We start from the raw sequence: 22,078 nt of genomic DNA on the forward strand, positions 1-22,078 counted from the left end.
TCATCCTTCAATCATTTTTGGTCTTCGTTTTGGATCGACCCAACCGTCTTTTCCTGAGTACATTTTTTCTGCTGCAAGAACCGTATTGGCATTTTTGATCACTTGTTCAGCAACGTCTGTCATAGCCTCTGATCGCTTGATTTCTGCTTCTAATTCTTCTTGTGTCATTTCTGGGTTATCCAATCTTTCCAGTTGACCAAAAAGAAAATTGTTCAAATCGTTTAGCGTATTGTTCGGCATATTATCTCCTCCTTAAATTGCACTTTTGATTTCTGGAAATATTTCTTTAAATCTGTTCCAGTTTTTCAAAACACCACTGTACAGTTTATTGTGATTTCCCAGCACGTCATCCTCAGTAATAGTTATCGTACCTGATGTTTTGTACATATTGATGTACACCTTTTTTGGTGTATCGGAATACCAATGAAGCACTGTCCGGAAACGATCGCCAGTTTCGCTGATAACAAGTTGCAAAAGTCGATAGTTTTGTGTCTTTTTGACTTCCTCAAAACCAAATTCTGTTAATCTTTTTCTAGTTGTCGCCATGGCTATCTCCCTTCGTTTGTTTCAGTTTTTGGCCACATTTCGAGCAATATGGTCCCTTCCAAGGCTTGCATCTTTCTAGCTCAGTTGCATTCAGACGCACCGTTCTGCTACAAGGTTTGCAGGAGTAAGTGTAAAGTTTTTCATCAAATCGCACGTACTTGTTCCTCCTTCTGATTCATTACCATTGATTCTTTCATCCGTTCAATATGTTGACGCGAGCGGATCAACGGTTTGTTTTCTTGCCACCACTTATTTGCGCCAATCCAATCGAAATTACGCACTTCTGTCTCCGACACCTTTATTCACCCTCCTTGAATTTAATTACATTCGCAGAGCGCTTTTTCCCTTCAGCAATTCCTGCATACCAAGCAAGATCGATAGTAGCCCAAGCCGTTATCAATGCAACTCCAAGAGCTGCGTGGATAGCGCTGACAGTGACAACAATTAGCAATAACAGCCAAACACCGATTGTGTCTTTCGTTGATTTTCTCATTCTGAATCCTCCTGTAATTTTTCTAAAAAATATACCTGGCCCTTTCCCGTGATTAATGTGGTCGCTTCCTGTATGTTCCCTTGTGTTCTTGCGACAATTACTGGATTACAAATAAATAGCCCCTGTTCAATATATTTTTGTTTTGGATTATTTTTTTCTCGGCCAAACGAGATCAAATACCCATTTTTACGGAGCCAAGCAAACATTTTATTTCTCCCAATATTGATTCCGTGCTTCTCATAAACAATCTTACAAAATTCACCTATCGAGATGGCTCCATCTGAGTTTGAGACAGTTTTTCCAAACATAGTATAAGGCGCGTCTATTTTGATCTGTTGTTCCATCCTTGCACGCTCTTCTTCTGTATCTGCCGCCAGCCTCAATGCTTCAGAAAACGTGCGAGGAACGTTTGTATAGCTCCCTGTCTTTCTGATTTGCGGCAAGACTTCTTCCATAACCCAGGCTTCGAATATTTCAGCACTCGGTAAGTTTGATTTGATAATGAGACGATAAACATCTGACTCCGGAATAATCTTGAAAGATTGGCGACGACCTAGCGAATCGCTACCCCATGTTTTTATGGCTTTTTTGCAATGTTTGTTAGTTGCGTCGCTTGGATTCCTGTATCCCAAAGTTTTGGCAACATCATTGGCTACAAAATACGGAATGTCATTTTCCAGAAATGTTCGAACTTCATTTTGTTCAAAGTTAAAAATTTGTGATTGGTCCATGCTTCTAATTCCTTTCTTCTTATTTTTCTTATAAAAATGTCTTAATTTTGCTACAATTTAATTATCAGCTCTCCAATGCTGAAATATACCAAAGGAGAAATTTCGTGAATAAATATGATAGAAATATTCTTGAATCTGGCGAAAAATCTTCAGCTGAGATTTTCAAACAGAAAAGCAATGCACAAATATTATCTCCAACCCAAGTAGTTGCTCATCTAGTAAAACATGTTCAAGAAGCAACTTTTCCTTATGATGAAATTAGCTATAAGTCAAGTGCTAGCATGATTGTCGCGGCCCTTAAAGACATAGAATTACTTAGCGAAAAAGACTTTCGCATAGGTGTGGCTAGTCAAGGAATTAATAATGAGCTGAAGACCAATCCAGAAAATGTGATACAAAGTTTACTTTTTAAAGAAACGTCGCCACCAACAAATGAATTTGAGTCCCAATTTTTTGAAATTTTGGAGCAACATCGGAAAATCTTGCGTGAACATACGGACATTATTAAAGAAATAAATGAATCCAAGGCACAGGATATACCCGAAAAACCATCTGACGAAAAACATAGTTCACCTGCTTTCTACGAAGATAAAATGTGGGGGTTAGAACAAATTGCTTCTGCTATCATAGGAGCCATAATAGGCGAAATTATCAGCTCAACTATTGGAATTGATACAACTAACATGATTGGTTTGGTCTTACTTTTGGGTTGCCTTTTGAATTTCATCAAGAATAAGTGAAAATATACTTTTCTACTCCTCGTTATTCATATAGCTTGGATTTTTTTCTTACCAGAAGGTGTTCCCTATTTTTGTCTGGCGAGTGATTCTATTTTGGTAAAGTAATTCCTGGAATCCCCTTAAATCTCGGTTACTAGCTTCACGTTGTCGATTGCTTAAAGATCCCTTTTTATCATGAAGCAGGTGTTGAAGATCTTGAATTTTTTCTGTGGCCAATTCACGAATTAATATTTCTTGTTTAGGTGTGTAGGACATCATATCCTCCTAATCTGATCAATTAGAATTTCTTTCTTCCCATTCCTGGATCTTTTCAAAATCATATTGCAGCACACCAGATAAACGTCTACTCGGCAAAGGATCATCTAGACGATTTGTCCATCTAGAAACAGTTGACAAGCTAACACCAAAGTATTCAGCAACAAATTTAGCTTTTTTCCAGTCAATTTTATTTTTGTTTCTTTTCGGCTCTGGCTGAGCTTTCAGCATATGGATAGGTTTTGCCTTGGACACTTGTACACCCAAATTCTCTCCTCCTCCCGAATTATTAATTTTTTTCGATGAATTTTTTGATTCTTTCAATTTGATGCTTTGGCTCGTCTCGACCATTTAAGATACGAGAAAGATATCCTTCGTTAATTTCTAGCTTGTTTGCTAGCCACGAGCGTGGCTTACTTTTTAATGCAAGAAAAACATCAACATCTTTTTTCAATGTCATTACTTCATCCCCTACTCTTCCGTTAGTTTTCATCACTTGCTTCACCTCACTTATAGTTTTTGGCAAGATTATTTACAAATCTTATTGACAAATTAGTCAAATTTTGTAAAAATAGGGTATACGAAATAAACCTTACAATACATTAATACTTGCTGGGGAGCGGTTTATAATGTGCGTTGTTTGGTAACTTATTTTGTAAATATTCTTGCTTACGAGATAACTATAACGGAATATACTTAATTTGTCAATTTATTTTGGTTATATTTCGTAAAAATAACTCGAAGTATATTGGGAGTGTGCTTTTATATGGAGTTATTTGACAGAATAAAAGAACTATGTAAAAGAAGAGGAATTACTTTACAAACATTGGCAGAGCGAACAAACTTAAGCATAAATTCACTTTACGGCTGGAAAACAAGTGTGCCTTCTGCTGACAAATTAAAAAGAGTCGCTGACTATCTTGGAGTTACAACTGATTACTTACTCGGTGGTGATACATCACACAAAGTCGAATTAGCTCCTGAAGAGGATGAATTGATTGTGATGTTCCGTAAAAATACTGCAGATATGGATTCAGAGGAAAAAAAGGAATTTAATGAATCATTAGATAAGCTGATGTCAGTCGCAAGAGATCTATTTGAACGAGATAAAAAAAAGAAGTAAGGACTGCTGCCTATGTACAATCAGGAAACTTACGAATATAGAGAAATTGAGCAACCGGATTACCACCTATATTCTGCAAAGGCATATGATTTACTTAATAGTATTTCGGATTGGGCACAAATGCCCATTTCTGAAATTACTTATTTGAAAATCATAGATTATTTTAGTAACAAGTTTGATATTGAAGTGGTTTATTTTGATAATAAGCCCTGCACTACTAATCCTAAACACGATTTCATCCATCCTGAAGTAATTGTAGTATCCCAAGCCTTTAGTAAGAGAGTATCAGGCTTTACTGTCTCTAGTGCTTCGGGCTCACAATTTAAATTATTTCTTCGCAAGTATAATAGCAAACAAAGGATGATTTTTACTCTTTTACATGAACTAGTTCATATATACTTTCATTGCTCAGATAGAGACTATATGCAGATCTTTGCCTCTGTGGATGTAGACGGTTTTTATCCAGATGAGATACTCCCCTTTGAAGATGAGGCAAACGTAATTGCATCGATTCTTTATTTAAACAATGAAAAATTAGTTGAGTACCTAGATGAAGGTTTGTCATTTGATCGAATTTTAGTTAAACACTGTATTAGTCGTAAAGCCTTACATAACAGAATAAATAATTTTCTAGTTTATGACGTTGGTTTAAATCCGAAAGTAGCATTCTTTAACTATTTAATGCCGTATAAAGATGAAGTATATGGTAATAACGGCATAACACACCTGCAGTCACTAATGGCTGTGAGTAAAAACTACTATTGACAAACGCAAAAATCCCCCACAGAAGCTGCACACTTCATGGAGGAAATTTTTTTAACCTTACAAATAAGATTTTAGCAGAAAGGGGGGAAAAAAGGAAGTTTTTTGAAGATATTTCACAATTTTAGTACGTTTAATGAAAGACTTGTAAATAGGAGGATTTTAACAAAATGAAAAAGATTACAGCGCTATTTTTCTCAGCAATGCTTATGCTTCCCCCACCAGCTTTTGTCAGTGCATCTGAAGTACTGTTTCTTGATGATCAGGTAGGAAGCGAAGAGGTTTACCAGCCAATTCCTGAATTCAGTGAGAGCTGGATTCGAGTATGGCAAGAAAATGATGGTATTTTAACAAAAAGTGATATTCTTGATTATGTAGACTACGCTGGTGATAAAAATGAGCTAGATATTACAATAGAATCTACTATCGTTTACATTATTCAAGGTGAAGAAACTTTTTATTATCACGATTTAAATAGAGTTCTTGAAAAAACAAACTTTGACAACCTAGTTAGTTTCGATGAGGAATACGCTATTCGACTAGGATATGTAGCTGCAGAAGGAAGTACACCTTTTATTAATCAGATTAACTTAACTCATGGTGGAGGAACATATTACCGAGTAATTGCATCCAATCAACACGGTTCCGCTGAATCTTACATCCAAGTTGAAAGTCGTTGGACTCCTGAACCTCCGATTGATCCACCTACAGAACCGGAACCTGAGCCACCTGTGATTGATCCTGAACCTGAGCCACCAGTTGAACCGGAACCTCCTATGATAATTGATCCTGAACCAGAACCTGGGCCTCCTATAGTAGTTGAACCTGAAAAACTACCAAATCTAAAATTTAATAACCAAAGGAACAATTTCTCTGTAAAACCTAACTCAACAATTTCCATGAAGGAATTACACGAACTTGTTGAGTTTGATGGGGATAAAAAAGATTTAAAGTTCAGCATCAAATCCAATATGGTTTACGTTCCTAAGGATAATAAAAATTATCATTTTGATCTAGACGAACTGTTAAAAACAAGCAGAGTTGATGACATTGCAGTCTATACTGAAAAAGATGCAATTTCTAAAGGATTAACTCCTGATAGCGAAAATGGATTAGTTTCTTCAATCAATCGAAGTCTACCTGGAAAGTATACTGTTGAAGTAAGTTATGATTTTGGAGAAGAAAACGGACGATTCATACAAGTTGATGCAGAGATATTAGTCACCGGTCAAACCGAAACAAATCCAGATGATACAAATAAACCTGATGACAGCAAAAATGATGATGACTCTGATGGTAATCCAAATGATGATCCTAAGAAAGATGATAATAACAAATCAGGTGACGGATCAAATAATGGATCGAACAAGAGAGACAAAAACAGGCAGACTAGAAATAGTTCAAAACAATCTAAGTTGCCTGCTACAGGTTCCCAACATTCGGCAACTATTTCTGTAATCGGTCTAGGTATTTTTGTTACTGGCGCATATATCTTGTCCAAGAAAAAGAAACTTAAAAGATAAGATTAGCCTTCGGGCTTTTCTTTTCAAACAACACCGAACATACATTCGAAGAAGGGGATACTGCTTATGAACATACAAGACATAACAGATTACAAAAAGAATCAACTGTTGAGAACCCTTATTAAGATTTCGCCTTAAGGCACAATTAAAGATTTCCTGATCAATAACAGGTATTTATTTGTCCAACAAATTGATAAAGCAGATGCAAATACCCCCTTCTATTACTCTGTATCTGATAAAATATTCAAAAAGAAAATAACTGGGACATTACTTGAGGGCATACTCAATTCCGAGTTAGTTTATCAAGAGCTAATTAAAACTTATGGGTACAAAATTTGGTCATCCCCTCAAAATGTTACTTATATCGTCCCAGATAATAAATAAGGAAGGAATGATTTAATGGAGAAGAAGAAAAATTCAACAGGTGATGGAATTTATCCCTACTATCTCAAAAATGGGAAACTAAAGTACGAAGCATATGCATTCAACGGAACCAATAAGGGCACAGGAAAACAATCCAAAAAACATAAAAAAGGATTTTCTACTTATGCAGAGGCTAAAAAATGGAAGAAGGCAACAGAGGGAGAATTTGCTAACGAAGACCACCTCCACGTTAATCCCCAAAGAGTAAAGATCAAAGATTATCTAAATGAATGGTTAGAAGTATATAAACCTGATCTAAAGTTAGGTGCTCAGATCAATTATAAACAAACTATCGACATTTATATCATTCCGCATATCGGGAATTACATGCTATGCGATTACAGTACAAGGGAGCATCAAAAATTTATTAATTCTCTTTTGTCTGATAAAAACATAGGAAAACAGAAAAAGGGTTTAGCTCTAGGTTCTGCTAAAAAAGTTCATGACTTAGTTTCAAGTGCTTTCAACACAGCTGTAGCATTGGGAATTTTGAGAAGAAATCCTGCAAGAGGAATTTCTTTTCCCAAAAAGAGACAAGATGATACCCTACATTATTTCACCTACCAGGAAACAGAAGTATTTTTGGAAGAAGCACGGAATCAGAAAGACCCTGCTTGGTATCCCATTTTTCTAACTATATTCGATCAAGGATTAAGAAAAGGCGAAACGTTAGGCTTGGAATGGAAAGATATCGACTTTAACAAAAACATTATGCATATACGACGTACCCGAGTTTTTGCAGCCGAAAGCAAAAAGAAATGGACCTACGTCGTGGATGATCCCAAAACTATTTCAAGTATACGTGATCTTCCTATGACTAATAGAATGAAGCAAGCTCTCCTCTCCTATCGAAATTATGTAATAGGAATCTTTGGTCACTTGCCGTATACCGGTGAAAACCAGTTTATATTTCTCAAAACCGCTTATAACAATGAAATCGGTACGCCATTCCGTGGGCAAGCGATAAATCCAGCTATGAACAGAATAATTGAATCACAAGATCTCCCTAAAATAAAAGTACACGACGGTCGACATACCTATGCTGTGAGGCTCAGAGAAGCTGGTGTTAGCCTTGATGATATAGGAGAGCTTCTAGGACACACAGACGCCAAAACTACCCGCATATACGCTCATATAACCCCAGAAGTAAAAGAGCGAGCTGTAGATAAGCTCGAAACATATCTAATATCTAAACAAAACACTTTAGTAAACTAACCTCTACCAATCACCATAACAATCACCATCCACTTGTACATTTATCGTTGTCGCAATCACCAAATAGCCAAGAATGCTTATAAAATAGCATTCTTGGCTATCGATGAACAAACAAATTAAATCGCTTTTTACTTTTGGTCGCCAACGATAAAGGTGAATTCGCATTCCGCAGCTTTTTTGCCGTCCACTGTAGCGACCGCATCAGCAGTTCCTACAGAGCCTTTGATTTTAGTGATCTCGAAAACAAGTTTCATGGTATCTCCCGGAACAACTTTTTGACGGAATTTGGCTTTGTTGATGCCGCCGATATACGCCGTTCTACCTTGGAATTCCTCGGATTTCAAGATCAGGATCGATCCTGCTTGTGCCAATGTTTCTAAAATCAAGGCACCTGGCATTACTGGATTTCCTGGGAAATGTCCTTGGAAAAAGTCTTCGTTGATGGTGACATTTTTCGTTGCGATAATCTTTTTGCCAGACTCGATTTCATCGACGTAATCAATATATATAATTGGGTAGCGATTTGGAATCAAATCCATGACTTCTGTTTCAGTCAATAGTTTTTTCATGGTTTCCCTTCCTTGCTTAAGAATTTATTATAGTTTGATTATCAAAGTATCATAGTTCAGCGAAATTCGCAACTAAATATTTATTAAGAAAAAAATAGTTTGACAATCAAACAATTATGCTTAATAATTAGAAATCAAGATAGTTTGATTTACTATTTGTCATTATACGTATTTTATTATTGTTGAATTTATTAAGGAGTGGAATTATGAGTTTTTTAACTGGTAAAAAAGTTGTCGTCATGGGCGTTGCTAACAAACGCAGTATCGCTTGGGGCTGTGCACAAGCATTAAAAGCACAAGGAGCCGAAGTGATCTACACGTATCAAAACGACCGCATGAAAAAGCCTTTAGAGCGCTTATTGGAATCTGATGAATTTGTAGTGGAATGTGACGTCGCCAATGACGAAAGCATTGCTTCCGCCTTTGAAACGATCAAAGAATATGCAGGTGAGATCCACGGTGTTGTCCATGCCGTTGCTTATGCCAATAAAGAAGATCTATCTGGCGATATTTTGAATATTTCTCGTGACGGTTATGCTTTGGCGCAAGACATCAGCAGTTATTCATTGATTGCCGTCACCAAATATGCCAAACCAATCTTAGCTGAAAATGCTGGAATCGTTACCCTTTCCTACTTAGGTGCCGAACGGGCAGTACCGAACTACAATATGATGGGGATTGCAAAAGCCGCTTTAGAATCAAGCGTTCGCTATTTAGCTGCCGAACTTTCACCGCAAAAAATCCGCGTCAATGCGATTTCAGCTGGTGCCATCAAGACGCTGGCAGTAACTGGTGTAAAAGACTATCAAAAACTGATCCAATTGTCAGAAGATCGAACACCTGATCATATTGGTGTGACGATTGAAGAAGTGGGCAATACTTGTGCCTTCTTGATCAGTCCATTATCAAGCGGGATTATCGGCGAAGTGATTTTCGTTGATAAAGGCGTTCATTTATCTTAAACAATAATTGTCATAGAAAAGTCTGCTATTTGCCTACCCGTTGGCTAAGCAGGCTTTTTCTGAAAAAAACAGGTATTTCAGAAAACCTCCTTTGCATTTCTATTTTATCTTCGTTAAAATAGATGCAGTAAGACTTGGAGGGATTTTATGAAACAACTGCTACTTGCAGCTAGCACGACCGATTCAAGTGGTTCCAGCATTACCGAACCAGCAGCTGCTCAGCTCAATGCATTACAAAAATGGTGGGCATCGATCGACTGGGAATCGATCATTGGCCTACTGATCCAAAAAGCACTAATGCTGCTTTTTTTGTGTATCTTATTTGGAATTTTATTAAAAATAAGCAACATGATCATTGACCGGATCTATCGGTCCTATGAAAAAAAAGCCACCTTCAATGTGAGTCGAATCAACACGATCCATACCCTGATCCGCAATACGGTTCATTACACATTAGGCTTCTTTTTTGTCTATGCACTCCTTTCAACCATCGGCGTACCTGTAGGCTCGCTACTAGCCGGTGCCGGAGTCGTCGGTGTCGCCCTCGGTCTCGGTGCCCAAGGCTTTATGAATGACTTGATTACTGGCTTCTTTATTATTACCGAACAACAAATCAACGTTGGTGATTACGTCCGCTTGACCAATCTGACGCTTGAAGGTACGGTGACGGCCGTCGGTATTCGGACTGTTCAATTAAAATCCGTTGACGGAACCGTTCATTATATCCCAAATCGTAACATCACGACCATCAGTAATACATCCAGAGCCAATATGCAAGTCGTGGTAGACGTACGTATCTTACCATCTGAAGGCTTAGATGAAATACGTGCCATCATTGAAGAAGTCAATGAACAGATTGCTCAGCAGCACGAAGAAGAGATTCAAACGGCCCCTACGGTCTTCGGTCTGGTGGATCTAGGGAACAACAACTTTGCAATTCGTACGACCATGTATGTGACCAACGGTACGCAATGGAAAATCAAAGAGGAATTTTTGGCCGCATCGATCGATGCTTTAACTGCCAAAGGCTATACGATCCCCAATGCGCCGATCGTCGGTATTTAAAAAAGGTTATCCCGAAACTGGGATAACCTTTTTTCTATACCACATGCAGTTCATCTGTCATCTTTGGGGCATCTTCTTTCGAAATCAGCAAATAGCGTCTTTCGATTTCATGCGCCAAATGATTGACGGATTTTAAAATCTCTTTGCGGGTGATAATCCCAACAAAGACATTGTCATCATCAACGATCGGCAAGAATGCTTGATCCACTAACAGATGCAGCATACTTTCCAACTCATCGTTTTCTTTGATGCAATTCACATTGACTTCCATGACATCTGCCACAGTCAGCCCTTCAATATTTTCCATACTGAAGCCAGTGAGATCCATCATTCGTTCTACGATGTTTGAGAGGCTGATTAAGCCGACTAAATGGTCCTCACTATCTAGTACTGGGATCTTTGAATAGCCCACTTTTGATAAAACAAGCAATGCGTGACTCAAAGGGTGGTTATAAAATACCGATGCCACATTCTCTGCCGGCACCAAGAAATTTTCTTGATTCTCGAGTAATATTTTTTCTACGGTCTGTCCTATCAATCTAATTGCCTCCATTTCACAGCTACTCTTCTATTTTACTTGAAAATGAGAATAGAAAGTAGAAACCTGCAAAATTATAATGAAATTTTTACTTTTTGATTCCGCTTACTTAACGTGTGAAAACGAAAGCTAGCTCTGGGACTTTATGAAAGGAACGATCATAGTATTGGATTGCCCATTGTTCTGGCGTACTTTCAATAATCGCAAAACTTTTGATTTGAATTTGCCCTCGCGGTTGGGAAATACTGCCGGGATTCAAGAAAAGTCGATTCCCGACTTTCTCACAAGCAATTTGATGCGTATGACCAAACAAAGCGATCGAGGCATCTGCTTGTTGCGCTTGCAGCCCTAATTTCGTTACACCAAAACGGACATCTGCTAAGTGGCCATGAGTCATATAGATGGTGTCCAGCGGCGTTTTGATGATACGCTCATTGGGAAAACCACCGCCATAATCGCAATTGCCGCAAACGACTTGAAAAGTATCCCACAAAGGGTCTGTGTCAGGTAGTTCGGAGTCCCCACAGTGCAGGAATAAATCGACTTGATTTTCGAATTCATTTTTAAGATCAACAAGAATCTCACGATCTGAATGATTGTCACTGACAACTAAATATTTCATGCATTTTCTCCTTCTAACCACTCCTGCCACTGTTCCTGCAGCTTTTTGATTGCTAGACCACGGTGGCTCACTCGGTTCTTTTCTTCTTGACTCATTTGGGCTGCGCTTTGCTCTGAACCATCAGGAATAAACAATGGATCGTAACCGAACCCATTTTCTCCACGGGGGATACGGCCGATTCTTCCCGGCCATTGAGCTTCAACCACCAAACTATCTTTTCCTGGCGCTGCGAAAACTAACGTACAGTGAAATTGAGCACTGCGCTTGTCATCTTCGACATCCGTCAATTCGTAAAGTAATTTTGCATTATTGGCAGCGTCACTTTTTTGCTCACCAGCAAATCGAGCAGAGTACACCCCTGGTCGCCCCCCTAATGCATCGACTTTCAGTCCTGAGTCATCAGCTAACACCGGTCTTCCCAAAATTCTGGCGATGGTTTCCGCTTTAAGGCGGGCATTTTCTTCAAAGGTGGTGCCGGTTTCTTCAACATCCGGCAAGGAAGGATAGTCTTTTAAGGTGCGGACATCGTAACCTGCTGCGCCAAATACGGCTTTAAACTCCTTGGCTTTTCCTGGATTGCCTGTAGCAATGACAATCGTTTTTTCGGGAATCTCATAAGGGGGTTCATCTGGTAAAAACAGTGCCTCTTTTTGATAGGCGATCAATTCTTCGATAGCCGTTTTCCCGTAGATCAGCATCTCATTCAACTGCTGACCATCAAAGGTCGCTTCTTCCCCAGTTCCTTGCAATTCGACAAATCGACCAGATTCCGTCATCACCAAATTCATGTCAACAGCAGCTGAAGAATCTTCTTGATAATCGAGATCAGTCACACAGGTACCATCTGGTAAGATCCCGACACTAATTGCTGCCAAATGCTCCTTGATTGGATCTTCCGTCAATGCTTTGTCACGCAACAAGGTATCGATAGCTAAACGCAACGCGACAAAAGCGCCGGTAATACTGGCTGTTCTGGTACCGCCATCCGCTTGGACGACATCACAATCGACGACGATACTACGTTCCCCTAATTTTTCTAAATCGACTACGGCTCGTAAGGAACGAGCGATCAGCCGTTGGATCTCCATCGTACGACCAGAAAGCTTGCCTTTGGCACTTTCTCGACGATTCCGAGTGTTGGTCGCTCGTGGGAGCATACTGTATTCGGCTGTGACCCAGCCTTTTCCCGTATCTCGTAAAAACGGAGGGACCCGATCTTCAATCGTTGCCGAACAAATCACGGTTGTGTCACCAAAAGAGATCACAACCGATCCTTCGGGGTGTTTGTAGACGTTGGTTTGAATGTTGACTGGTCTTAACATTGTTTCTTTTCTGCCATCATGTCGCATTTAAAAGCCTCCTAAATCAGTGTGAATCGATGAGATCGTGTCTAAATCAAGCCAATCATTGGCAATCTCATCAAATATTTTCGGTGAACCAGTAGTAAAAAATGCATGTTGCGGATGCGGATCGTCCTGACTCGTTGCTGCAATGGAAAAATAGTCCAACAAGGTACTGACTTCCCCCACCGTTTCTGCCCCTGAATCAATCAGCTGGATATGGGCGCCTAATTCATTTTGGATCAAAGGGCGCAATAAAGGATAATGAGTACAGCCCAGAATCACTGTATCTAACCGCTTGTTTTTCAATGGACGCAACGTTTCTGCCACGATTTTCTTGGCGACCGAGCTATGGTATTGTTTGCTTTCTACGATCGGCACAAACTTTGGGCAAGCCAAACTGACGACTGACGCATGGGGCGCTTTGCCATGAAGCGCGCGCTTGTAAGAGTCGCTTTTGATCGTTCCATTTGTTCCGATGACACCGATTCGCTGGTTTTTGCTTGCTTTGACTGCTGCTCGACTACCGGGCAGGATCACGCCGATCACTGGGATCGTTAGTTGTTCTTTGATTTCTTCAAGGGCGACCGCTGTCGCTGTATTACAAGCGATCACCAACATTTTAATGTTTTTTTCTAATAAAAAACGGGTCATTTGCCACGTATACGCGATGACTTGCTCAGCAGGTCTCGGACCATACGGGCATCTGGCTGTATCTCCCAGATAAAGAATCGATTCGTTGGGTAATTGCTTGATTGCTTCTTTGACGACCGTCAACCCACCAACACCAGAATCGATAAAACCAATTGGTCTGTTGTTTGTCATAGTTTCCATCCTTTACATGAAAAAAAGAGTTTGGTGCGTTTTTCTCTCTTATTCATTTTGGACTTTTTTTGTCTATTTTTCAAGTATTCCTTTCGTTTGCTAAAAAAGCTTTCCCAAAAAACACGAAACGGTCAAAAAGAAAAAAAGCCCCAACGATTGGCTCACAACCCACAAGTTGCACTTGCATGGGTAAAAGACCGATCGTGGGGATGATTTTGTCGATTATTCTTTTTAGTAATCGTACTGACGTTTTTCCAAAAAGCCAGAAAGCAATGACAAGGCATAACAAACCAAAAAGTATAAAACAGTCATTGCCAAAAACATAGGCAAAACATAGTTTGTATTTTGACCATAAATGATTCGAGCATGATGAGTCAGCTCTGGTAAAGAAATAATCACGGCTAATGACGTATCTTTGATCAAAGAGATCAACTGACTGACGATCGCTGGCAACATCGCTTTAAATGCCTGTGGCACGACGATACTCCGCAATACTTCGACATAGCTTAGCCCTGTTGACAAACCAGCTTCCATCTGCCCTTTTGGCACAGCATTCAAACCAGCACGAAAAATTTCAGAGAGCATCGCTGATTCAAAAATCGTCAACGCCACAACCGCTGACCAAAAAATATTAAAGCGGATACCGATCTGCGGCAATGCAAAGTAAGTGAAAAAGATGATCAAGAGCAAAGGCAAGTTACGAATAACATCGATCACGACACCTAATACTTTCGAAAAGACCGGGATCGAGCTGAAGCGCAAAATGCCGGCGATCCCTCCGATAATAAAGCTAAATAAAATCGATAGGATCGACACTTCAACTGTTACCCGCAAGCCATCGATCAAGAAGCGAATGTTAATCGCTGAAAAAGCTTCAAAAAAATCCATAGTTCGTTAGCTCCTTTCTATGAGCGGACAGCCCAACGCCGTTCCAAGTAAACCATCAAATAAGACAATGGTAGGGTAATGATCAAATAGAAAAGACCAACAATGATATACGTATCGAATGTATTGAAGGTCTCACTTGCGATCAAATCCCCTTGATACATAATATCTAATCCTGCGACCATCGCCAAAATTGATGAATTTTTGACAAGATTGATAAATTGATTGCCTAACGGCGGTACGACGATCTTAAATGCTTGAGGCAAAATAATGTAGCGCATCGCTTGGCTGTACGTAAAACCAGAAGACAAGGAAGCTTCCATCTGGCCTTTAGGAACCGTTTGAATCCCTGATCGGATCGTCTCAGCGATAAATGCCGATGTATAGATCGTTAAGCCAATCGTTCCCGCTTGAAAGCCGTCAAAAGAAACCCAATACATTGGCACAACGACATAAAAGAACATCACGATGATCAATAAGGGAATATTTCTAAAAAACTCAACATACGCTTTGGCAATCCCTTTGATGAGGCGATTGTCTGACAACTGAAAAATTGCCATTAAGGTTCCGATCAAAAGACTAAAAAACAGTGCGATCAAACTCGCCATGACTGTGTATTTAAAGCCTTCAATAAACTGACCGGTATACGTTTGAAATAATTCAACCATTCAGTTTCCTCCTACTCTACTTTTCCTGATTCGTCTTCAGGGAACCACTTGTTGTAAATCTCATCATAGGTTCCATCTTCACGCATTTCCCGCAAGGCTTGATTCACTGCATCAAGAAACGGCTTTTGTCCTTTATTGATGGCAATCCCATAAGGTTCTTCTGTAAAAGTTTCGCCAACTAAATGGTAATTGGGATTTTCACTCGCCATCCCTAATAAGATCGCATTATCCGTGGTCATAGCATCCCCTTGACCAGATTGTAAAGCGGTAAAGGCTTCCGCATAATTCTCAAGTTCTAAAATTTGCGCTTCTGGTGCTGCTTCACGGATGTTCACAGCTGAAGTAGAGCCTTTCACGACCAATACAGTGGTATCTGCGGTCAAATCTTCTATCCCTTGGATTGGACTATCTTTTGCCACTAATAAAGATTGGCCTGCATCAAAGTAGACCTCGGAAAAATCGACCTGTTTTTTACGTTCTTCCGTGATAGTCATCGTGGCGATGATTGCATCGATGTTGCCGTTTTTCAAAAGAGGAATCCGAGTTTTTGAGGTAACTTCAACAAAGATGGCATTGCCATCACGACCTAAAATTTTCTCAGTGATTGCACGAGCGATATCAATATCGAATCCTCGTACTTCTCTGGTCGCGATATCCATTAATCCAAAAAGACGGGTATCGTTTTTTACACCCCAAACGATCTGATTCGTCTCTTTGCTGTTTTCTAAAATATCGATCTCTGCGGCACTTTGTCCTTTACAACCTGAGAAAGTCACAAGGGCAAAGGCTAAGACTAGAAAGGAAAAGATTTTCTTTCTCATAAGGGCTCCTCCTATGGCTTAATGATTTGTGACTTTGCTCAAGAATTGTTTTGCACGTTCGTCTCTTGGTGCATCAAAGAATCCATCGACATCGCGTCGGTCTTCTAAGACCTGTCCTTCCGCCATAAAGACGATTCGATCTGCTACTTCACGGGCAAAGCTCATTTCATGGGTAACAACGATCATGGACATGCCTTCACTGGCAATTTTTTTCATGACATCCAAGACATCACCAATCATTTCTGGATCCAATGCAGACGTTGGCTCATCAAAAAGCAGCATCTCTGGTTTCATCGCAAGCCCTCTGGCAATTGCGACCCGCTGCTGTTGTCCGCCAGATAACATGGAAGGATAGGAATCTTTTTTATCTAACATCCCTACCCGATCAAGAAGCTTTTCCGCCAAATTGATGGCTTCTTGCTCATTTTGTTTTAATACTTTGATCGGTGCCAACGTAATGTTTTCTAACACGGTTTTATTTGGATACAAATTGAAATGTTGAAACACCATGCCGATGTTTTTTCTAATTTCTGTCATTTTGACATCTTTGTCAAACAAGTTCTTGCCATTGACCAATAATTGACCACCTGAAATGGTTTCTAGACCATTAATCGTACGGAGCATTGTACTTTTACCAGATCCTGAAGGTCCGATAACAACAACGACCTCACCTTTTTCAAATTCAAGGTTGATGTTTTTTAATGCATGGAACTTTCCGTAATATTTCTCTACGTTCTTAAATTCGATCATTGCCATTGATTCACACTCCTAGCTTTTTTTAAAATTAAATGAGTAATTGGAAAGATTTGATTCATATTATAGCTCAATCTTTTTTCATTTGTAAAGGTGCTTTTCCAATGTTCCCCCCTTATTTCTGAAAAGACAAGTGCTATTTTACTTTGATGTGAGGTTTTTGTCCATGAAAATTTTTCTCACCCCATCAGATCACAAGGAGAACCGGTTGTTTCTTTTGCTAAAAAAAGGTAAGATAAACCATATAACAAAGGAAAAGGTGGAAAAAAAGTGAATACGATTTTAACTGGCGACCGCCCAACTGGCAAATTGCATCTTGGCCATTATGTGGGGTCTTTAAAAAAACGGGTCGAAATGCAAGCTGACCCTGAAAATCAGCTTTATATTATGGTCGCTGACATGCAGGCACTAACAGATAACGCGAAAACACCTGAGAAGGTCTCAGCGAATATTCTAGAAGTTGCTTTGGATTATTTAGCCGTTGGATTGGATCCAGAAAAAACAACGATGTTTATTCAATCGCAAATCCCTCAGCTCTCTGAATTGACGATGTATTATCTCAATTTAGTCAGTGTTGCTCGAGTACGACGAAATCCAACCGTTAAAGCCGAAATTGAACAAAAAAAATTTGGCGAAGGCGTCCCTTCAGGGTTCTTCATCTATCCTGTCTCTCAAGCAGCGGATATCACCGCTTTTAAAGCAAATTTAGTCCCCGTTGGAGAAGATCAAAAACCAATGCTGGAACAAACGCAAGAAATCGTGCATAGTTTTAATTCTACGTATAGTGAAGTATTAGTCGAACCAAAAGCGGTTTTACCGCCAAAAGGCATGGGACGTTTAGCGGGGATCGATGGGAACGGGAAAATGAGCAAATCACTGAACAATGGTATTTACTTAGCTGATCCAGCCGATGTATTACAAAAGAAAGTGATGAGCATGTATACGGACCCAAATCACATTCATGTCAACGATCCTGGACAAGTTGAAGGCAATATGGTCTTTACGTATCTTGATGTATTTGGCACTGAAAAAGAAAAAATTGCTGAATTAAAAGAACATTACACCCGTGGTGGATTAGGCGATGTCAAAATCAAACGCTATTTGATCGATGTTCTAGAAGCCGAATTTGCACCGATTCGTGAACGCCGTGAAGCTTTTGCAAAAGATCCCGGTGAAGTGATGAACTTATTAAAAATTGGTAGTGAAAAAGCAGAACAAGTTGCCGCCCAAACGTTAGCTGAAGTCAAAAATGCAATGGGCATCAATTACTTCGCCTAAAAAAACAAGCCTTTACGGCTTGTTTTTTTGTTTACAAATCGGAATGAATTCTTTCATACAAAACCTATGTGTCAACTCTGTGTCAGATTTCACGAGAACCCTTCCTCCCCAGACTGACACTTTGTGTAATTTGATTTGATGCTGTTTCTTGCACAAAAACCAAGAGAGCTGTCCTAAAAAATAACCTCATAAAATGCGGATTAGAAAATCCTTTTTTCAACCTTGCCAGTGTTTAAAAAAAGTTGTACCAAAAAAGCTGGATTGCCTTCTATAGAGAAATCTTTTACAGCTTTCACTCAACTCCTCACATTCTTGTGTCATCTGAGCATCTATTATAATAGTAGAAAACGTTCCCCACCCAACTTCTTTGTATGGTGGAGAACGTTTTTCTACTTATTTGATTAGCGGATTTCTGCTTGAACGTTTTCTTCTAAGTTACGAGTAATTTTCGTTATTGCTTGATTGATCTCTTCATCCGTCAGGGTAGCTTCTGGATTGCTAAAGGTAAGGCTGTACCCTAATGATTTTTTGCCTGCTTCGATGTTTTTCCCTTGATAAACATCGAATAAACGAATCGCACTTAAGAAGCGACCTGCACTTTCGCGAATGATCTCCATCACGGACTGGTTATCGATCGTTTCATCAAGCAAGAGTGCCATATCCCGCGTTACTGATGGGAACTTAGAAACTGGTTGATAGACCAATTGTTCTGTTTTTGCTGCTAACAGTTGATCTAAGTTCAATTCAGCAACATAGGTTTCACTCACTTCATAATCTTTGGCGATCGATGGGTGGACTTGTCCCAAGAAGCCGATTTCTTGGTCATCTAGCAGGATCATTGCCGTACGGCCAGGATGCATCTCTTTGATAGCTGCCGTTTTTTGATAACGAATACGGTCGGTTAATGCCAACGAATCAAATAGATTTTCTAAAATGCCTTTCAAATGGAAGAAATCAACTTTTTGAGCTTGGGTTTGCCAGTCTTTCTCATGGATATTTCCTGTCAAAGCTAGCCCTAAGTGATTGACTTCTGTTGGCAGCTCGTGCTTACTGTCGCCTGTTTGATAGAAGACGCGACCAATTTCATACAAAGCAACACGATTGTTTTTACGTGCCAAATTGTACGCAACGTCGTCTAACAAGCCTGAAATCAGATTCAAGCGCAAGACGGCACGCTCTTCGGTCATTGGCCAATCCAATCGAGTCACTTGGCTCGATTTATCCGTAAATTGTTGTGCCTTCTCTTCAGTGGTCAAAGCATAGCTAATGGCTTCACTGACCCCGTTGCCTTCCAATAGCGTCCGAACTTCTCTAGTCAGACGTTGCGCTTTGGTTAGATGACCGGCAACCGTTTCTCCTTGCGGTAAAGTCGATGGCAAACGATCATAACCGTAAATACGCGCCACTTCTTCAATGATATCTGCTTCGATCGTAATATCCCAACGACGAGGTGGGACAGAAACAATATATCTGTCTGCTTCTTGACGATGACCAAAGCCCAATGCATCAAAGATTTCTTGCACTTCTTCATCAGTGATTTCTGTGCCTAAATAGCTATTGATTCGAGCTAAAGTGATTGTAACCTCCACAGGTTCTACTGCTACTTGGGAACCTATTACTGCCCCTTTTAAGACCGTTCCGCCAGCAAGTTCTGCAATCAGTGCTGCTGCTGCATCACAAGCTTTTGCAACCGTTGCTTGGTTGATCCCTTTTTCAAAACGAGCAGAGGACTCACTTCTTAAATTGAATTTCTTTGAGGTTAAACGAATCGCTAATGGATCGAACAGCGCCGCTTCTAAAGCGACTGTGGTCGTTGTTTCCGTGATTTCAGAATCAAGCCCTCCCATGACGCCTGCGAGCGCAACGGGTGTCGTTCCGTTGGTGATAACGATGTCTTCTGATGAAAGCTGACGTGTTTCTCCATCTAAGGTAACCAGGCTTTCATTTTCTTTGCCGCGACGTACCAGTATCTCCTTGCTGTCTAGCTTTTGATAATCAAAAGCATGCAATGGTTGGCCAAATAATAGCAAGATATAATTTGTCACGTCCACGACATTGTTGATTGGACGAATGCCTTCATTCATCAAGCGATTTTGCAGCCATTGTGGACTTGGGGCGATCGTTACACCATCAATGATTCGAATTTGGTAGGCGGGTGCATCGGTTGCTTCCGTGACCTTCACCTGAATTTTATCGGCAGCAGCTACTTCACTTTCATTAAGCGCAATTTCAGGAAACTTCGGTGTTTGCCGATAGATCGCACCGACTTCATAAGCAACCCCCCGCATGCTCAACGCATCCGCACGGTTCGGAGTGATCGATAATTCGATAATATGATCATCCATATCGAGATAAGGAAAAACCGGTGTTCCTACTTCTGCTTCTGCTGGTAAATAATAGATTCCTTCTGCGTATTCCTTGGGGATTACACTATCAGCATACCCTAGTTCTTGCAATGAACAAATCATGCCGTTCGAAACTTCTCCCCGCATCTTGCCCTTTTTGATTTTTACATTGCCCGCGATTCGAGAGCCTGGTAATGCCACGATGACTTTGATGCCGCTTTTGACATTTGGTGCCCCACAAACGATTTGCGTGTCTTCTTCCTCACCAATATTTACTTGGCAAATCGATAGATGATCAGAATCTGGATGTGGTCGGCAGTCGGTCACTTCTCCGACAACGATTTTTTTTAAACCCTCTTCAGGCACGTCAATACCTTCGACTTCGATCCCAGTCACTGACATTTTATCCGCCAGCTCTTTTGGTGTGATCTCAGACAGATCAAGGTATTCATTTAACCATTTGTACGATACTAACATTTATTGTTCCCCCTTGAACTGGCGAATGAAACGCACATCATTTTGATAGAATTGGCGAATGTCGTTTACGCCGTAGCGCAGCATTGCCACTCGATCAGGACCTAAACCAAAAGCAAATCCTGAATATTGGGTTGGATCGATCCCTGACATTTCTAAGACGTTAGGATGCACCATTCCAGCACCGAGGATCTCGATCCAGCCAGTTTGTTTACAAACGTTACAACCCGCACCACCGCACTTGAAGCAGCTGACATCAACTTCGACCGATGGTTCTGTGAAAGGGAAATAGCTTGGTCGCAAGCGAATTTGGCGATCTTCACCAAACATTTTTTGCATCATGACTTCTAAGGTTCCTTTTAAGTCACCCATCGTAATATTTTTATCGATCACCAATCCTTCAATTTGATGGAATTGGTGGCTATGGGTCGCATCATCTGTGTCACGACGGAAAACTTTCCCTGGTGAGATCATCCGCAGCGGCCCTTTAGAAAAATCATGAGTCTCCATTGTTCGCGCTTGCACTGGTGACGTATGGGTCCGAATCAGCACTTCCTCTGAAATATAAAAAGTATCCTGCATGTCTCTGGCTGGATGATCTTTTGGCAGATTCATCCGTTCGAAGTTGTAATGATCTTTTTCCACTTCGTAGCCTTCAACTACTTGGTAGCCCATACCAACAAAGATATCTTCGATTTCTTCCATGATTTGCGTTAGCACATGGCGTGTTCCTCGGTCCATCTTTTTACCAGGCAAAGTCACGTCGATGGATTCTTCAGCAAGGGCTTTTTCCAAGTTTGCTGCTTCGATAGACGATTTTGCTTCTTCGATCGCTTCTGTCAAGATATCACGAATCTCGTTGGCATAGCTCCCCACCTTCGGCCGTTCTTCCGCAGAAAGATCTTTCATCCCCCGTAGAACTTCAGTAATGGGACCTTTTTTTCCAAGCACTTCCACTCGAATCTGATTCAAGTCATTCATGGTTGGACTTTCTTTGATTTTAAGCAATGTCGTTTCCTTCAATGCTTCTAATTTTTCTTGTAAAGACATGTGTTTCCTCCTTCTATACAGTGAATAGTGTAAAAAACGATTTGACTGGAAAAAGTGACGATCTTTTGATAA

General features: G+C 40.2%; 27 protein-coding genes. 8 read left to right on the top strand and 19 right to left on the bottom strand.

The genetic code is table 11. The features are described from left to right. From IGI82_RS09710 to IGI82_RS09730, 5 genes are all read right to left on the bottom strand, one after another. Positions 1–240: a hypothetical protein gene (locus IGI82_RS09710; protein ID WP_218193436.1), complete on the bottom strand. Its 240-nt coding sequence runs from the start codon at positions 238–240 to the stop codon at positions 1–3. 12 nt (positions 241–252) lie between these two features. Continuing rightward, entirely contained in the window at positions 253–546 is a 294-nt protein-coding gene (locus IGI82_RS09715; protein WP_128432855.1) for a 50S ribosomal protein L29, read from the bottom strand. A gap of 143 nt (positions 547–689) precedes the next feature. Then, on the bottom strand, positions 690–842 hold the full coding sequence (locus tag IGI82_RS09720) for a hypothetical protein (RefSeq protein ID WP_164888630.1): 153 nt from the start codon (positions 840–842) through the stop codon (positions 690–692). Between the two features lie 2 nt (positions 843–844). Continuing rightward, a complete protein-coding gene (locus IGI82_RS09725; RefSeq protein WP_156237271.1) occupies positions 845–1,039 on the bottom strand; it encodes a hypothetical protein in 195 nt (64 codons plus the stop codon). Then, positions 1,036–1,770 carry a phage antirepressor KilAC domain-containing protein gene (locus IGI82_RS09730; protein ID WP_438842128.1) on the bottom strand — a complete coding sequence of 245 codons (735 nt, stop codon included), beginning with the start codon at positions 1,768–1,770 and terminating at the stop codon, positions 1,036–1,038. The genes IGI82_RS09725 and IGI82_RS09730 overlap by 4 nt, the downstream gene beginning before the upstream one ends. Positions 1,771–1,874: 104 nt before the next feature. Here IGI82_RS09730 and IGI82_RS09735 point away from each other — a divergent pair, with 104 nt between their 5' ends. Next, positions 1,875–2,510, top strand: a complete 636-nt coding sequence (locus IGI82_RS09735; RefSeq protein WP_438842129.1) for a hypothetical protein — start codon at positions 1,875–1,877, stop codon at positions 2,508–2,510. 48 nt (positions 2,511–2,558) lie between these two features. On the opposite strand, the gene IGI82_RS09740 is transcribed toward IGI82_RS09735, so the two are convergent. The 3 genes from IGI82_RS09740 to IGI82_RS09750 are packed head-to-tail and all read right to left on the bottom strand — an operon-like array spanning position 2,559 to position 3,258. Beyond that, complete coding sequence (locus IGI82_RS09740) at positions 2,559–2,765, bottom strand: hypothetical protein (RefSeq protein ID WP_231588507.1); 207 nt, start codon at positions 2,763–2,765, stop codon at positions 2,559–2,561. An 18-nt stretch (positions 2,766–2,783) separates the two neighbouring features. Continuing rightward, entirely contained in the window at positions 2,784–3,032 is a 249-nt protein-coding gene (locus tag IGI82_RS09745) for a helix-turn-helix domain-containing protein (protein WP_231588508.1), read from the bottom strand. A 22-nt stretch (positions 3,033–3,054) separates the two neighbouring features. After that, positions 3,055–3,258, bottom strand: a complete 204-nt coding sequence (locus tag IGI82_RS09750) for an XRE family transcriptional regulator (RefSeq protein WP_225869283.1) — start codon at positions 3,256–3,258, stop codon at positions 3,055–3,057. A 273-nt stretch (positions 3,259–3,531) separates the two neighbouring features. Between IGI82_RS09750 and IGI82_RS09755 the strand changes: the two genes are divergently transcribed. The 4 genes from IGI82_RS09755 to IGI82_RS09770 all read left to right on the top strand — a co-directional run bounded on the left by IGI82_RS09755 (position 3,532) and on the right by IGI82_RS09770 (position 7,811). Beyond that, positions 3,532–3,888 (top strand): helix-turn-helix domain-containing protein, encoded by a 357-nt coding sequence (locus IGI82_RS09755; protein WP_016612134.1) that lies wholly within the window; start codon positions 3,532–3,534, stop codon positions 3,886–3,888. A 12-nt stretch (positions 3,889–3,900) separates the two neighbouring features. Further along, positions 3,901–4,653 carry an ImmA/IrrE family metallo-endopeptidase gene (locus tag IGI82_RS09760; protein WP_438842130.1) on the top strand — a complete coding sequence of 251 codons (753 nt, stop codon included), beginning with the start codon at positions 3,901–3,903 and terminating at the stop codon, positions 4,651–4,653. A 167-nt stretch (positions 4,654–4,820) separates the two neighbouring features. Next, the gene (locus IGI82_RS09765) at positions 4,821–6,173 is read left to right on the top strand and encodes an LPXTG cell wall anchor domain-containing protein (RefSeq protein WP_438842131.1); all 1,353 of its coding nucleotides are present in this window, start codon (positions 4,821–4,823) and stop codon (positions 6,171–6,173) included. A 399-nt stretch (positions 6,174–6,572) separates the two neighbouring features. Beyond that, on the top strand, positions 6,573–7,811 hold the full coding sequence (locus IGI82_RS09770) for a tyrosine-type recombinase/integrase (protein WP_438842132.1): 1,239 nt from the start codon (positions 6,573–6,575) through the stop codon (positions 7,809–7,811). A 128-nt stretch (positions 7,812–7,939) separates the two neighbouring features. Here the strand turns inward: IGI82_RS09770 and fabZ are convergent, their stop codons facing one another. Next, positions 7,940–8,380: a 3-hydroxyacyl-ACP dehydratase FabZ gene (gene fabZ / locus IGI82_RS09775; protein ID WP_005226178.1), complete on the bottom strand. Its 441-nt coding sequence runs from the start codon at positions 8,378–8,380 to the stop codon at positions 7,940–7,942. Positions 8,381–8,586: 206 nt separating this feature from the next. Here fabZ and fabI point away from each other — a divergent pair, with 206 nt between their 5' ends. Both fabI and IGI82_RS09785 read left to right on the top strand, forming a co-directional pair. Continuing rightward, positions 8,587–9,342 carry an enoyl-ACP reductase FabI gene (gene fabI / locus IGI82_RS09780; protein ID WP_005226179.1) on the top strand — a complete coding sequence of 252 codons (756 nt, stop codon included), beginning with the start codon at positions 8,587–8,589 and terminating at the stop codon, positions 9,340–9,342. A gap of 147 nt (positions 9,343–9,489) precedes the next feature. Further along, the gene (locus IGI82_RS09785) at positions 9,490–10,407 is read left to right on the top strand and encodes a mechanosensitive ion channel family protein (RefSeq protein ID WP_015509767.1); all 918 of its coding nucleotides are present in this window, start codon (positions 9,490–9,492) and stop codon (positions 10,405–10,407) included. 34 nt (positions 10,408–10,441) lie between these two features. Here the strand turns inward: IGI82_RS09785 and cbpB are convergent, their stop codons facing one another. From cbpB to IGI82_RS09825, 8 genes are all read right to left on the bottom strand, one after another. Next, the gene (gene cbpB / locus IGI82_RS09790) at positions 10,442–10,945 is read right to left on the bottom strand and encodes a cyclic-di-AMP-binding protein CbpB (RefSeq protein WP_005226181.1); all 504 of its coding nucleotides are present in this window, start codon (positions 10,943–10,945) and stop codon (positions 10,442–10,444) included. Between the two features lie 109 nt (positions 10,946–11,054). Next, entirely contained in the window at positions 11,055–11,567 is a 513-nt protein-coding gene (locus tag IGI82_RS09795) for a metallophosphoesterase (RefSeq protein ID WP_005236103.1), read from the bottom strand. Further along, complete coding sequence (rph, locus tag IGI82_RS09800) at positions 11,564–12,916, bottom strand: ribonuclease PH (RefSeq protein WP_087664159.1); 1,353 nt, start codon at positions 12,914–12,916, stop codon at positions 11,564–11,566. The genes IGI82_RS09795 and rph overlap by 4 nt, the downstream gene beginning before the upstream one ends. Continuing rightward, positions 12,917–13,732 carry a glutamate racemase gene (gene racE / locus IGI82_RS09805; RefSeq protein ID WP_438842133.1) on the bottom strand — a complete coding sequence of 272 codons (816 nt, stop codon included), beginning with the start codon at positions 13,730–13,732 and terminating at the stop codon, positions 12,917–12,919. It abuts the gene before it with no gap. A 231-nt stretch (positions 13,733–13,963) separates the two neighbouring features. Continuing rightward, positions 13,964–14,620 carry an amino acid ABC transporter permease gene (locus IGI82_RS09810; protein ID WP_005236107.1) on the bottom strand — a complete coding sequence of 219 codons (657 nt, stop codon included), beginning with the start codon at positions 14,618–14,620 and terminating at the stop codon, positions 13,964–13,966. A 17-nt stretch (positions 14,621–14,637) separates the two neighbouring features. After that, entirely contained in the window at positions 14,638–15,285 is a 648-nt protein-coding gene (locus IGI82_RS09815) for an amino acid ABC transporter permease (RefSeq protein ID WP_005226186.1), read from the bottom strand. Positions 15,286–15,296: 11 nt separating this feature from the next. Then, on the bottom strand, positions 15,297–16,106 hold the full coding sequence (locus tag IGI82_RS09820; protein ID WP_438842134.1) for a transporter substrate-binding domain-containing protein: 810 nt from the start codon (positions 16,104–16,106) through the stop codon (positions 15,297–15,299). A gap of 18 nt (positions 16,107–16,124) precedes the next feature. Then, positions 16,125–16,862 carry an amino acid ABC transporter ATP-binding protein gene (locus tag IGI82_RS09825; RefSeq protein ID WP_008381909.1) on the bottom strand — a complete coding sequence of 246 codons (738 nt, stop codon included), beginning with the start codon at positions 16,860–16,862 and terminating at the stop codon, positions 16,125–16,127. Between the two features lie 267 nt (positions 16,863–17,129). Between IGI82_RS09825 and trpS the strand changes: the two genes are divergently transcribed. After that, on the top strand, positions 17,130–18,137 hold the full coding sequence (gene trpS, locus IGI82_RS09830; RefSeq protein ID WP_438842135.1) for a tryptophan--tRNA ligase: 1,008 nt from the start codon (positions 17,130–17,132) through the stop codon (positions 18,135–18,137). Positions 18,138–18,538: 401 nt separating this feature from the next. Here trpS and pheT read toward each other — a convergent pair whose 3' ends face one another. Together pheT and pheS are read right to left on the bottom strand one after the other, a co-directional pair. Then, the gene (gene pheT / locus IGI82_RS09835) at positions 18,539–20,959 is read right to left on the bottom strand and encodes a phenylalanine--tRNA ligase subunit beta (protein ID WP_438842136.1); all 2,421 of its coding nucleotides are present in this window, start codon (positions 20,957–20,959) and stop codon (positions 18,539–18,541) included. Next, on the bottom strand, positions 20,960–22,006 hold the full coding sequence (pheS, locus tag IGI82_RS09840; protein ID WP_005226191.1) for a phenylalanine--tRNA ligase subunit alpha: 1,047 nt from the start codon (positions 22,004–22,006) through the stop codon (positions 20,960–20,962). Between the last annotated feature and the right edge of the window lie 72 nt (positions 22,007–22,078).

Source organism: Enterococcus sp. AZ067 (assembly GCF_051715005.1).
GTDB lineage: Bacteria > Bacillota > Bacilli > Lactobacillales > Enterococcaceae > Enterococcus_D > Enterococcus_D casseliflavus.